Origin of the sequence: Bradyrhizobium sp. AZCC 2262, from assembly GCF_036924535.1 — a bacterium.
GTDB lineage: Bacteria > Pseudomonadota > Alphaproteobacteria > Rhizobiales > Xanthobacteraceae > Bradyrhizobium.
This window is the reverse complement of sequence record NZ_JAZHRT010000001.1, coordinates 4,087,887-4,100,286: the sequence shown is the minus strand read 5'-3', so window position 1 is coordinate 4,100,286 and position 12,400 is coordinate 4,087,887. Positions and strand designations below refer to the sequence as shown.

The 12,400-nt window shown below is 62.5% G+C and carries 13 protein-coding genes and 1 tRNA gene; 11 read left to right on the top strand and 3 right to left on the bottom strand.

Annotated features, from left to right (window positions below):
- The first annotated feature begins 196 nt into the window (after positions 1–196).
- Both V1283_RS19570 and V1283_RS19565 read left to right on the top strand, forming a co-directional pair.
- Positions 197–2,317 carry a sodium-translocating pyrophosphatase gene (locus tag V1283_RS19570; protein ID WP_334388073.1) on the top strand — a complete coding sequence of 707 codons (2,121 nt, stop codon included), beginning with the start codon at positions 197–199 and terminating at the stop codon, positions 2,315–2,317.
- Positions 2,318–2,421: 104 nt separating this feature from the next.
- Positions 2,422–2,577 (top strand): hypothetical protein, encoded by a 156-nt coding sequence (locus V1283_RS19565; RefSeq protein WP_334388072.1) that lies wholly within the window; start codon positions 2,422–2,424, stop codon positions 2,575–2,577.
- Between the two features lie 105 nt (positions 2,578–2,682).
- On the opposite strand, the gene V1283_RS19560 is transcribed toward V1283_RS19565, so the two are convergent.
- Together V1283_RS19560 and V1283_RS19555 are read right to left on the bottom strand one after the other, a co-directional pair.
- A complete protein-coding gene (locus tag V1283_RS19560) occupies positions 2,683–3,687 on the bottom strand; it encodes a Bug family tripartite tricarboxylate transporter substrate binding protein (protein WP_334388071.1) in 1,005 nt (334 codons plus the stop codon).
- Between the two features lie 105 nt (positions 3,688–3,792).
- Positions 3,793–4,269 (bottom strand): outer membrane protein assembly factor BamE, encoded by a 477-nt coding sequence (locus tag V1283_RS19555; RefSeq protein ID WP_442895871.1) that lies wholly within the window; start codon positions 4,267–4,269, stop codon positions 3,793–3,795.
- Positions 4,270–4,399: 130 nt separating this feature from the next.
- Between V1283_RS19555 and V1283_RS19550 the strand changes: the two genes are divergently transcribed.
- The 7 genes from V1283_RS19550 (at position 4,400) to V1283_RS19520 (ending at position 9,120) form a co-directional block, all read left to right on the top strand.
- On the top strand, positions 4,400–4,948 hold the full coding sequence (locus V1283_RS19550; RefSeq protein WP_334388070.1) for a ubiquinol-cytochrome C chaperone family protein: 549 nt from the start codon (positions 4,400–4,402) through the stop codon (positions 4,946–4,948).
- Positions 4,945–5,532 carry a YceD family protein gene (locus tag V1283_RS19545; RefSeq protein WP_334388069.1) on the top strand — a complete coding sequence of 196 codons (588 nt, stop codon included), beginning with the start codon at positions 4,945–4,947 and terminating at the stop codon, positions 5,530–5,532. The genes V1283_RS19550 and V1283_RS19545 overlap by 4 nt, the downstream gene beginning before the upstream one ends.
- Positions 5,533–5,834: 302 nt before the next feature.
- Complete coding sequence (gene plsX, locus V1283_RS19540; RefSeq protein WP_334388068.1) at positions 5,835–6,872, top strand: phosphate acyltransferase PlsX; 1,038 nt, start codon at positions 5,835–5,837, stop codon at positions 6,870–6,872.
- Positions 6,869–7,846: a beta-ketoacyl-ACP synthase III gene (locus V1283_RS19535; protein WP_334388067.1), complete on the top strand. Its 978-nt coding sequence runs from the start codon at positions 6,869–6,871 to the stop codon at positions 7,844–7,846. The genes plsX and V1283_RS19535 overlap by 4 nt, the downstream gene beginning before the upstream one ends.
- Positions 7,847–7,976: 130 nt before the next feature.
- Positions 7,977–8,306 carry an integration host factor subunit alpha gene (locus tag V1283_RS19530; RefSeq protein ID WP_214492960.1) on the top strand — a complete coding sequence of 110 codons (330 nt, stop codon included), beginning with the start codon at positions 7,977–7,979 and terminating at the stop codon, positions 8,304–8,306.
- A gap of 91 nt (positions 8,307–8,397) precedes the next feature.
- Entirely contained in the window at positions 8,398–8,952 is a 555-nt protein-coding gene (locus V1283_RS19525) for a MerR family transcriptional regulator (RefSeq protein ID WP_334388066.1), read from the top strand.
- A gap of 90 nt (positions 8,953–9,042) precedes the next feature.
- Positions 9,043–9,120: transfer RNA gene (locus V1283_RS19520), tRNA-Pro, on the top strand.
- A 64-nt stretch (positions 9,121–9,184) separates the two neighbouring features.
- Here V1283_RS19520 and V1283_RS19515 read toward each other — a convergent pair.
- Complete coding sequence (locus tag V1283_RS19515; RefSeq protein WP_334388065.1) at positions 9,185–10,528, bottom strand: hypothetical protein; 1,344 nt, start codon at positions 10,526–10,528, stop codon at positions 9,185–9,187.
- A gap of 767 nt (positions 10,529–11,295) precedes the next feature.
- Between V1283_RS19515 and V1283_RS19510 the strand changes: the two genes are divergently transcribed.
- Together V1283_RS19510 and V1283_RS19505 are read left to right on the top strand one after the other, a co-directional pair.
- Positions 11,296–11,751 (top strand): hypothetical protein, encoded by a 456-nt coding sequence (locus tag V1283_RS19510; protein WP_334388064.1) that lies wholly within the window; start codon positions 11,296–11,298, stop codon positions 11,749–11,751.
- 265 nt (positions 11,752–12,016) lie between these two features.
- Positions 12,017–12,214, top strand: coding sequence for a hypothetical protein (locus V1283_RS19505; RefSeq protein ID WP_334388063.1), 198 nt, complete (start codon positions 12,017–12,019; stop codon positions 12,212–12,214).
- Positions 12,215–12,400 lie beyond the last annotated feature (186 nt).

Sequence of the window (12,400 nt, the reverse complement as noted above, 5' to 3'; positions counted from 1 at the left end):
GCAGGCCGGCTTACCGGTGAATCCTTTCAAAAATCGACGGATTCTGGCCTCCGCGACGTTGCGCCGGGGGGGCGATTTTGGCATGGTCCCGCCGATTTGAGAGGCCGCCCTTCTGGGCAGGGAAGGCCTCCTTTTTATGCGTCCGCCGCGACCGCGGTGACGCGCGGGGTGGAACAAAAAATCTGAGGCAAATTCAATGACAGCATTATGGGTGATTGTGCTCTGCGGAGCGCTTTCGATCGTCTACGCCATCTGGGCGACGTCTTCCGTTCTCAAATCGGACGCGGGCAACCCGCGCATGCAGGAAATCGCGGCAGCCGTCGCCGAAGGCGCACAGGCCTATCTCAAGCGCCAGTACATGACGATCGGCATGGTCGGCGTCGTGATTTTCGCCCTGCTGGCCTACTTCCTCGGCATGCTGGTTGCGATCGGCTTCCTGATCGGTGCGGTGCTGTCGGGCGCCGCTGGCTTCATCGGCATGAACGTCTCGGTCCGCGCCAACGTGCGCACCGCGCAGGCTGCGACGACCTCGCTGGCGGGCGGTCTCGAGCTCGCCTTCAAGGCGGGTGCGATCACTGGCATGCTGGTCGCGGGTCTCGCGCTGCTCGGCGTCACCATCTATTTCGCCTATCTCACCCACGGCATGGGGCTGAAGGCCAACGACCGCGTCGTCGTCGACGCGCTGGTGGCGCTCGGCTTCGGCGCCTCGCTGATCTCGATCTTCGCCCGTCTCGGCGGCGGCATCTTCACCAAGGGGGCTGACGTCGGCGGCGACCTCGTTGGCAAGGTCGAAGCCGGCATCCCTGAGGACGATCCGCGCAACCCGGCGACCATCGCCGACAACGTCGGCGACAACGTCGGTGACTGCGCCGGCATGGCGGCCGACCTGTTCGAGACCTACGCGGTGACTGCGGTCGCCACCATGGTGCTCGCCGCGATCTTCTTCGCGAACTCGCCGCTGCTGGTGAACATGATGACGCTGCCGCTCGCCATCGGCGGCATCTGCATCGTCACCTCGATCATCGGCACCTTCTTCGTCAAACTCGGCGCCAGCCAGTCGATCATGGGCGCGCTGTACAAGGGCCTGATCGCGACCGGCGTGCTGTCGCTCGTGGGTGTTGCCGTCGTGATCAACTGGCTGATCGGCTTCGGTCCGCTGGAGGGCGTGAAATATACCGGCATGGCGCTGTTCGAATGCGGCGTCGTCGGCCTCGTCGTTACCGGCCTGATCATCTGGATCACCGAATACTACACCGGCACCGAATATCGCCCGGTGAAGTCGATCGCCTCGGCCTCGGTCACCGGCCACGGCACCAACGTGATCCAGGGTCTGGCGATCTCGATGGAATCGACCGCCGGTCCGGCCATCGTGATCATTGCCGGCATCCTCGTTACCTACAGCCTTGCCGGCCTTTTCGGCATCGCGATTGCCACCGCTACGATGCTGGCGCTGGCCGGCATGATCGTGGCGCTCGACGCCTTCGGTCCGGTCACGGACAATGCCGGCGGCATTGCCGAAATGGCCGGCCTGCCGAAGGAAGTCCGCAAGTCGACCGACGCGCTCGACGCGGTCGGCAACACCACCAAGGCGGTCACCAAGGGCTACGCGATCGGCTCCGCCGGTCTCGGCGCGCTGGTGCTGTTTGCGGCCTACAATGAAGACCTCAAGTTCTTCATCGCCAACTCCGCCAAGCATCCGTACTTCCAGGGCGTGCTGCCCGACTTCTCGCTCAACAACCCCTACGTGGTGGTCGGCCTGCTGTTCGGCGGCCTGCTGCCGTATCTGTTCGGCGCGATGGGCATGACGGCGGTCGGCCGCGCGGCCGGTGCGATCGTCGAGGAAGTGCGGCGTCAGTTCCGCGAGAAGCCCGGCATCATGCAAGGCACCGACAAGCCTGACTACGGCAAGGCCGTCGACCTGCTGACCAAGGCGGCGATCAAGGAAATGATCATCCCGTCGCTGCTGCCGGTGCTGTCGCCGATCTTCGTCTACTTCGTGATCTACGCCATCGCGGGTGGTGGTGCGGCCGGCAAGTCGGCGGCGTTCTCCGCCGTCGGCGCCATGCTGCTCGGCGTGATCGTGACCGGCCTGTTCGTCGCGATTTCGATGACCTCGGGCGGCGGCGCCTGGGACAACGCCAAGAAGTACATCGAGGACGGGCACTTCGGCGGCAAGGGCTCCGACGCCCACAAGGCGGCCGTGACCGGCGACACCGTCGGCGATCCCTACAAGGATACGGCGGGTCCCGCCGTCAACCCGATGATCAAGATCACCAACATCGTGGCGCTGTTGCTGCTGGCGATCCTGGCGCACTGAGCGGCGCGAACCTCACCGAAAAGAAAACCCCGCGGTGCGAGCCGCGGGGTTTTTGCTTGGCCTGAACCTCGTTCGCTGTACGCGGACAACACGGAGACCAATCCATGTCGCTCTCATCTGCCCGGAATTATGCACTCCGCGCCTCCAGGTCGCAGGACCAGAAGGAAGCCATCGAACTGCTGTCCAAGGCCATCCTGGAACTGGCTCTCTCAATTGAAGCCACCGATGCCAAGGTCAAGAAGATCAACAAGTTGTCCTAGTTCGTAGCCCGGATGGAGCGCAGCGAAATCCGGGGGCCGAAGAATCCGCGGGCTCAAAATTCCCGGATTACGCTTCGCACCATCCGGGCTATGGGAATTACCTTCTCAATTCACGTCCATCTGCAGGCCTTCGCGCTTGATGATCTCGGCGAATTTCGTCGTCTCCGCCTGCACGAAATCGGAGAACTGCTGCGGCGTGCCCCAGTCGGCCGTCGCGCCCATGTTGCCGAGGGTCTTCTTGACATCCTCGCGCGCCAGCATCGCCTTGATCTCCTTGTTGAGCGCCTCGACGGCGGGAGCGGGCGCGGCCTTCGGCAGGAAGATTCCGAACCAGGAGGAGACGTCGAACTTCGAAAGTTCGGGCACGCCCTCGCGCATGGTCGGGATGTTCGGCGCGGCCGGGCTGCGCTCGGGCGTGGTCACGCAAAGCGCGGTGAGCTTGCCGTCCTGGGTCTGCGGCAGTGAGGGATAGAGGTTGTCGAACAGGATCTGGATGTCACCGGCCAAGGCCGCCTGCAGCGCCGGTCCAGCGCCGCGGAACGGCACATGCACCATCTTCAGCCCGGTGAGCTGCAGGAACCAGGCGCCGGTGAGGTGAGGGCTCTGGCCGACGCCGGAGGAGGCGTAAGTCAGCTTGTCCGGATTGGCCTTGATGTAGGCGATGAGTTCCGGGATCGACTTGATGCCGGTCGACGGATGCGCCGACACGATGTTCGGAATCCGGATTATGTTACTGACCGGCTGCAACTGGTCGGCCTTGTAGGTCATGTTGCGGAAGATGCTGTAAGCGATCGCGTTCGGGCCGGGATTGCCGACCAGGATGACGTGCCCGTCCGCTCTTCCTCGCACGACTTCGGCGGTGCCGATGGTGCCGCCGCCGCCGGAGCGGTTTTCGACCACTGCGTTCTGGCCCCAGGCGGTCTGCAGATGGGCGGCCAGCAACCGTCCCATCACGTCGGTGCTGCCGCCCGCCGCCGCCGGCACGATGACACGCACGGTGTCGGTCGGCCGCCAGTCGGCGCCGTAGCTCGCGCGCGGCAAAATGGCCGCCGCAGAAACGGCCGCAGCTCCGGTCAAAACGCGGCGTCGCGAAAAAGCTCTAATCGTCACAAGTTCACTCCCTGCTGAATCATTGTTTGCAGGAAGCGTAGGCACCACGCGCGCAGAGGGCAAGCGGGCGACTTGGCGCAGGATTTCCGCGTTGCGGAACGCAGTCTAGTTAAAGCTGAGCAGCTTGAACAGCGGCGTCAGGTAGCTGAGCTCCTGGCCTGATGTCGCCGTGGTGCGACTGATGAAGTCGAAGATCTTGCCGTCCTGTAATCCGTAATTGGCGAGCCGCTGCACCTGGCGATTCTTGTCGAAATAGATCGCAATCACGCGCTGGTCGACGACCTGCTGATTCATGAACGCGACTTTGCGCTCGGAGCGCTGCGAGATGTAATAGAATACCTCGCCGTTCAGGGTCGCCACCGTCGACGGCGTTCCCATCACGATCAGCACCTGATCCTGGCTGGCGCCGATCGGGATCTGCTCCAGCGCGCCGGGTGGCAGGATATAGCCCTTCTGGAACTGCTCGCCGGTACACCCGGCGAGTGCCGCGCAAATCAGTGCCACGGCTGCAGCCGCGCGAAAACCGCGCCGGCGCGCGATCGGGCGGCGCGGCGAGGGCACGCAGGTGCTCAGGTGGCTCATCTCGGTCATCTCAGGAATTAGCCCGTCCTCTTGCATCGCGCGGTGCGTTGACGTACCGGGCAGCACGCCGAATTGCAACACGCGTGGTCTCCGGGCAAAGACTCTGGAGGGCTCGCTTGCGGAACCCACAATGCTTTGGCCGTTCAATCACTTCAGGAAACCCCGGACGCCGTTGCGCGGCACCATCGAGGCCATCTATGGCATGATCGTGACGCAGGCGCGAGAACCGTTGTTTTATCGGGACTTTGGGGTTCCGGACACGGTTAACGGCCGTTTTGACCTCCTTCTACTGCATTTGTGGCTGATCCTCCGACGGTTGAAGTCGGTCGAGGGCGGCACAGCCCTGTCACAGGGGCTGTTCGACCATTTTTGCAACGATATGGACGATAATCTGCGCGAGATGGGGGTCGGCGACCTCACGGTGCCGAAGCGCATGCAGGCCTTCGGCGAGGCCTTCTATGGCCGGACGGCGGCTTATGATTTTGCGCTGACGGAGGGCCGCGAGGCGCTGGCGCAGGCGATGTGCAAGAATATCCTGAACGGCGAAAACATCGAAAAGGCCAGCCTGCTTGCAGCCTATGCCGAGGCGGCGATGGCGGCTCTCGATCGCCTCGACGAGGCGGCGCTGATGAGCGGCTCGGCCAAGTTTCCCCTGCCGGAGAATGGCGCGCAGCAATGAGCAAGAGCAACACCACAGAGAAGCCCGACCCGTGGCGCGTCCCCATCGCGGTGGCGCAGATACCGGAGACGGGCCTGCATCGCGACCTCGAGGCCGATCAGGCCGTCCGCAACGCGGTGGCCGATGTCGGAGGCTTGCGTGAAGTGCTTTCGGCGCAGGCCTCGTTCGACGTCACGCCAAACAGCGGCGGCCGCTTTCACGTCGCTGGCCACGTGCGGGCGCGGATCGGACAGACCTGCGTGGTGACGCTGGAGGAGATCGAGAGCGACATCGACGAGCCGATCGATCTTATCTTCGCGCCGCCCGAGCAGATCCCGCAGATGGCCGCGCTGGTCGACGAGGCCGAGGAAGGCGACGAGGAGACCCCCGATCCGCCCGAGCCGATCGAGAACGGCATGATCGATCTCGGCCGGGTCACCACCGACGCATTGTATCTCGCGGTCGATCCATATCCGCGCAAACCCGGCGCCGTATTTGAGCCGGTGGTTCAAGCCGCCGATCCCGAGGATCACCCGTTCGCGGCGCTAAGGGCGTTGAAGCCAGAACCGAAAAAACCGGGCAGCAGGAAGTCCAAGGGCAAATAGCCGGCAGTCAAAGTGGTCGGCGAAGCTGCCATTGGTTCAAGGTGGTTGTCATGTTCCGCCAAGAATCTTCCATAAGATATTGAATTATATAGAGATATCTTCCACCTTTGATTTCGGGCCACAGCGCTTGCCTTTCGCCAAAAGAGCGTGGTCAAGAGGTTGTGTCGGGACGGGGACACGCTATTGTCGCGGCCCGGCGGAGGCGCGGGGATGCGCTTTGCCGAGCATCGCTTTGGCGGTGCCATTACCAGTGCGCGGCCGGGCTTACGAGGGCCGCAAGAGATCAGGTTTCCGGGACGTTCATGCCGCAAAAGGTTCGAATCGCGCTTGACGCCATGGGTGGCGATGTCGGCGCATCGGTCGTCATTCCCGGCGCCGCCATCTCTTTGAAACGGCATCCCGACAGCGAATTCCTGCTCTATGGCGACAGCAAGCAGATCGACGAGCAGCTTGCGAAATATCCGGCGCTGCAAAAGGCCTCCCGCGTGGTCCATACCGATGTGACCGTCAGCATGCACGACAAGCCGAGCCAGGCGCTGCGCCGCGGCCGCAAGAACTCGTCGATGTGGCTTGCGATCGACGCGGTGAAGAAGGGCGAGGCCGACGTGGCGGTTTCCGCCGGCAATACCGGCGCGCTGATGGCGATGGCGCGCTTCCATCTGCACACCATGCCCGGCATCGACCGGCCGGCCATTGCCGGTGTATGGCCGACGGCGCGCGGCGATTCCGTCGTGCTCGACCTCGGCGCCAGCATCGGCGGTGACGCGCATCATCTGGTGTCGCTCGCGATCATGGGCAGCGCGATGGCGAGCGTGCTGTTCGGCCTGAAGCGTCCGACCGTCGGCCTGCTCAATATCGGGGTCGAGGAAGTCAAGGGCGGCGAGGAGATTCGCAAGGCGTCGGAACAATTGCGTGCGATGAATCTTCCAGAGTTAGACTATCTCGGCTTCGTCGAGGGCGACGGGATCGGCGCGGGCGCGGCTGATGTGATCGTCTCGGAAGGTTTCAGCGGCAACATCGCGTTGAAGGCCGCGGAAGGCACCGCGCGCCAGATGGCGGATTTTCTGCGCAATGCGATGGCGAGCAGCTGGCAGTCCAAGATCGGTTATCTGTTTGCCCGCAGCGCCTTCAAGGCGCTCCGGGACAAGCTCGACCCGAACAAATCCAATGGTGGCGTGCTGCTTGGACTGAAAGGTGTGGTTGTCAAGAGCCATGGCGGAATCAACGCCGAAGGCTTTGCCTACGCAGTTGATGTTGGCTATGAGATGGTCCGCTGCGATCTCCTCACCAAGATCAGTGCGCTGGTACAGGCGCAGATCGCGCAGGAGGTTGTGTCGTGACTGCAATACGTTCGGTCGTGCTCGGCTGCGGCTCATATTTGCCGGAGCGGATTCTGACCAATGCCGAATTGGCGAGCCGCATTGATACGTCCGACGAGTGGATCGTGCAGCGCACGGGCATCCGCGAGCGCCACGTCGCCGCCGAGGGCGAGTTCACCTCGCACCTGGCGATCAAGGCTGCGCGCGCGGCGCTGCATCATGCGAGGCTCGACGCCCAATCGATCGACCTGATTGTGCTGGCGACTTCGACGCCGGACAACACCTTTCCGGCCACCGCGGTCGCGGTGCAGGAGGGGCTCGGCATCAACCACGGCGCTGCCTTCGACCTGCAAGCGGTCTGCTCCGGCTTCGTCTTTGCGCTGGCGACCGCCGACAATTTCCTGCGCGCGGGCACTTACAAGCGCGCGCTGGTGATCGGCGCCGAGACCTTTTCGCGGATTCTGGACTGGAACGACCGCGGTACCTGCGTGCTGTTCGGCGATGGCGCCGGCGCGGTCGTGCTGGAGGCGCAGACGGAGCAGGGCAAATCGAGCGACCGCGGTGTGCTGACGACGCATTTGCGTTCCGACGGCCGCCACAAGTCGAAGCTCTATGTCGATGGCGGTCCGTCCTCAACCCAGACGGTTGGCCTTTTGCGGATGGAAGGCCGCGAGGTGTTCAAGCACGCTGTCGGCATGATCACCGACGTGATCGTCGATGCCTTCAACGCCACCGGCCTGACGGCCGACGATATCGACTGGTTCATCCCGCATCAGGCCAACAAGCGAATCATCGATGCTTCGGCGCACAAGCTTCATATTGCACCGCAGAAAGTGGTGCTGACCGTCGATCTGCACGGCAACACGTCGGCGGCATCGATCCCGCTGGCGCTCGCGGTGGCCGTCAAGGACGGGCGCGTGAAGAAAGGCGATCTGGTGCTGTTCGAAGCCATGGGCGGCGGCTTCACCTGGGGTTCCGCGCTCGTGCGCTGGTGAGCGCTGCGTAAAATACTGATCAAATTTGTTGTGCTGTTCCATGCGTCTGCATGATGGTCGCTGTTGACCATTGCGAGCTAACCTCATAATTTCAGGGAATAAATTGTTCGCCGAGAGCGCGGGGCAGGCGATGACAGGGACCGGGAAAACAGTCACACGTGTCGATTTGTGCGAGGCGGTCTACCAGAAGGTGGGCCTGTCGCGGACGGAATCGTCGGCGTTTGTCGAGCTCGTTTTGAAAGAGATCACCGATTGCCTGGAGAAGGGCGAGACGGTGAAGTTGTCGTCGTTCGGCTCGTTCATGGTGCGCAAGAAGGGTCAGCGGATCGGACGTAACCCGAAGACCGGTACCGAAGTGCCGATCTCGCCGCGTCGCGTGATGGTGTTCAAGCCGTCAGCTATTCTGAAGCAGCGGATCAACGGCCATGCGGTCGGCAACGGCGAAGGCAAGACCGACTGACAAGACCGACTAGCGAGACCGGGTGATACGGCCGCGTAGCAAGGCGAGTACTGCGTCTTCACCAACAGGATGAGTTGAGAGGAGCTGGCATTTGGACAAGGCGCCGGATGCGTTCCGCACCATCAGCGAAGTCGCTGAAGAACTCGATATTCCCCAGCACGTGCTGCGGTTCTGGGAGACGCGGTTCGCCCAGATCAAGCCGATGAAGCGAAGCGGCGGGCGGCGGTATTACCGCCCTGATGACGTCGACCTGCTCAAGGGTATTCGCCGGCTGCTCTACGGCGAGGGCTACACGATCCGCGGCGTGCAGCGAATCCTCAAGGAGCACGGCATCAAATCGGTGCAGGGCCTTGCCGACCAGACTTCCGCCGTCACTTTCGGCGCCGTCGAGGAGGCGATCGGACTCAGCCTGCAGGAGCCCGAGGAGGGCGAGACGCCGACCGTCGATGCCGAAGACGACGATTACGAGACCGAAGAGAAAGAAATCGACTACCGCTTTGTCGACACCGACGACGACGGCATCCTGCTGCCGTTCGCCAAGGGCAAGCCCGGCCCCTCGGACGCCGACCGCGAACGCCTGGAACGGGTGCTGCAGGATCTCGTCGCCTGCCGGCAATTGCTGGACAATGCGATGAAAGACGGCTGACGGGCGGGCGGGGAACTGGCTGGCTGTTGCCCCAATGAGGCCGTTTCCGCGCCTTGCGCCGGGCGCTGATCGCAGCTAATGGAACGGCATCGGAGCGTGGCGCAGCCCGGTTAGCGCACTAGTCTGGGAGACTAGGGGTCGGAGGTTCAAATCCTCTCGCTCCGACCAACTAACTAATTGAATCCCCTAAACTTCCTTTCTGCGATTCTGACGTGATTCTGACAGGCGGTTCTTACGCTGTTCCGCCATCGTTTTCTGACGCACGCTTGGCGCTACGAAGATCCGCAACCGCGCCGGTGATCTTCTCGGACCGGCGACGGATGTAGCGCAGCGTTGTGCTCTCCTTGGTGTGGGTGAGGGCGCCCTTGATCATCTGCACCGTCGCGCCCGCTTCCTCGGCCTCGGTGGCGCCGCCGGCGCGCGCGTCCATGTTCCAGACCTCGGCCGGAATGCCGGCCGGCTCGGCGATATCCTTGAACCAGTTGTAGTAGCTGCGCGCGCGGATCGGCAGGCCGCGCTCGCCCTTGATGATGGCACCGGTGCGCTCGTGCAGCGGCACGGCCTCGAGCAGCGGCAGCAGCAGGCTGAAGCGGGTGAGGTCAAAATCCTGCGCGGCGCGATACTTCGACTTCGACGTCTTCATGCGCCAGCGCCAGCCGGCGATGTTCTCCCAGGTGAAGAAGCCGGCCCATTGCTCGGTCGGCGCGGACGCCGGCACGTCCAGCGTGATGATGCCGGCCGGCAGCTTGCGCGTGGCGCCGATCGGCGCCCATTCGCCGATGATGTCCATCTGCCGCAGCATCAGCTCGAACTGCGCCGCGACGCCGATCGACATGGTGTGTGCGCGGTCGCGCGGGATGACGCCCTTGTTGCCGAGCTCGAGCGCCGTGCGGATGAAGGACGAGACATGCTGATAGGTGAGCTCGCCCTCGCGCGCGCCGCCCTTCTCGAATTTCACCTTCTCGACGCGTTTGGCGACCCGCTCGCATTGCTCGTTGCCGATCGAGGCCATGAAATAGATCACGGTGCGCACCATGCTGATGGTGTCATGCGCGTGGTCGATGCGCTCGGCCCCGATGGTCTGTTTGCCGTCGGCGTCGATCGAGATCTCGCCCTTCCGCCATTCCTTGTACCAGTGTTTGAAATCCGCCTTGGTAAGGTTGCGGATCAGGCGTTGGCCCACGGTGGCCTCGATCCGGCGCAGGCAGGTGACATAGAACTTTTGCGTCGTGAACTTCACGTCGCGAAAATCCGATAGCGGATGTTCCCGGTAAATGCGGCAGGCGCTGGTCATGGTGCCGTCGTACCGGGTCCTGGTGAGCTGCGGCTCGGCCGGTTTCTTAGCGAGAAACTCGCGGAGCTCGGCGGTGTGGTCCTGGCAAAGCTGCGCGATCTCATCTTCGGTCGCGTCCAGAGGCAACGGCCGCAAGTGATCGGGGAAGTCCGCGGGGACGATCCGGCTGACCTGCTTCGCGTACCAGTACGGCAGGTTGTTGCGGCCGACTTTGAAGCCTGGTCTTTTTCCCCGGGGCGGCATCGAAGGTCTCGGGTCGGTCTTCCTCGTCGCGGTGGGCATCTGGGCCACCTTTGTCTGCGCCAACCTCGTTATGCGAGTCCAGCCACTGCTTGACCTTGGGCCAGTAGAACCCGCCCCATTCTTCATCAAGCGGTGGAAAACCCGCTCGGTCGATCTTTCCCCGGATCAGCGTGCGGAAGCGATCGCGGCCGAGGGCAAGCGCGACCAGCCGTCGCAGCTCGTCCCAGCTGACCTCCGGCGTTTCAGTTGGAGGCGGGTCTGGTGGCGTTTGTCTGGGCAGTTGCCTTTATCAGCTGGTGCTACTACCGGCGGACCCCAGGTGGGCTCGCCGTGGGGGTGGCCACGTTGTTTGCAAGTGTGGCCTTCTTCTTGCCTGCTAGGTACGTGGATCGGCGGTCGATCGGGCTATACTTGGGAATCTTTCTGATGTTCGCAGCGATGGGAATTGGCGCGGATCAGACACGATCGCATCTGAGCGAATCGACAGGGCAAAAAATCGAAACGACGGATGGACCACTGACAGCGTCGGTTATTAGGTCCGGAGAGCGCGGTTTGCTCCTGTTCGACGTCAACAGCCAACGCTTCCTGTTCAAGAAGTGGGAGGCTGTCAAAGAAATAGATTGGCGGCGAACGCCGTGCTTGGGGTCCGATAACAGCCCTTAACGGACACCAGGAAGATGTCGCAAGCGCTGACATCTTCCGCGCCGCGCGCGGCACCGCTAGGTGAGACCCCACTACCTCCCGTTGACACGGAAGCGTGTCAGACGGAAGCTACCAAACACTGGGCTAGATGCGAGGGCGCAGTGATGGAAACGATATCGGAACGTTCAATCGAAATTACTATCCTGTTGACGGTCATAGTGATCATAACAGGTATCGTGCTCATGGTAGTAATACCGCAACGCAACCGGAGCCGGTATGTGATGGAGTTGATGAAGGACCCGGCTATCCAAGCTCGATTGAAGGACACTAGCGTGGACTTCGCTCAGCTGTTGCACGCCATCAGAGATGCAGAGCGCGCTACGCCTACTCCGCCCCGAGACGGCATTATGGACAAAGTTATTGCCGATATCACTTGGGATGTTTCGGGGCTCATTGGAATGGTCGTCACATTGGTCATATGTTACGTAGTTTTGTTTAAGAATCCCGTAGACATTCCGCGTGAGCTGTTGGCCGGTTGGACGACGATCCTGGGATTCTATTTTGGCAGGGCGAAAAAAGTGACGACCGCCGGCTCACGGACGCGGGATGCCGATGGTTGAGGCTTCGAGCGAACCGACTGAGGTCAAAACCACGCCGCGGACGTCGCATGTGGCCCATGCCTGGCTGCGCGGTCCTGTCTTCCTCGAGCTGACCAGCGAGGCTAGCCGCGGGAGCCAAAAAGGCCGAGATCGAGGTCGCCGACGCTCTTCGGGAATTCGCCAAAACCGGCTTCGCCAACATGATGGATTATGCCTCCATCACCGACTCCGGCGAGCCCTTCATCGATCTTTCGGAGATGACGCGCGACCAGGCTGCAGCGTACGCATGGTCGGCATCACACTGCCGAAGGAATACGAGGGCCTGTTCCCACGGATCGTATGCGGCGCCAACCCGGGCGGTATCGGTCACCAGTTCGTCAAGGCGACATTCATCGACGGCGCCACGCCGCTCAAGGTTTACTGCGATGAACGTCGTTACTCAATTCAACACCATTGCGGGTCAAACGAATTTGCTTGCGCTTAAAGCCACCATCGCGGCGGCTTGAGCCGGGAAGGCTGCCGCTCCTCCGGCGACGTCGTGCGACCGCACCCGCGCTCGATTGAGAGCGGCGGCTTCGCCGTTCGGGTCCGATTCGAAAAGTGTAAACTATAAACGTAGTAGAGAAGCCGAGCATGTTCCTCGTATTTGTGTGAGCCATTCGCTTAAATG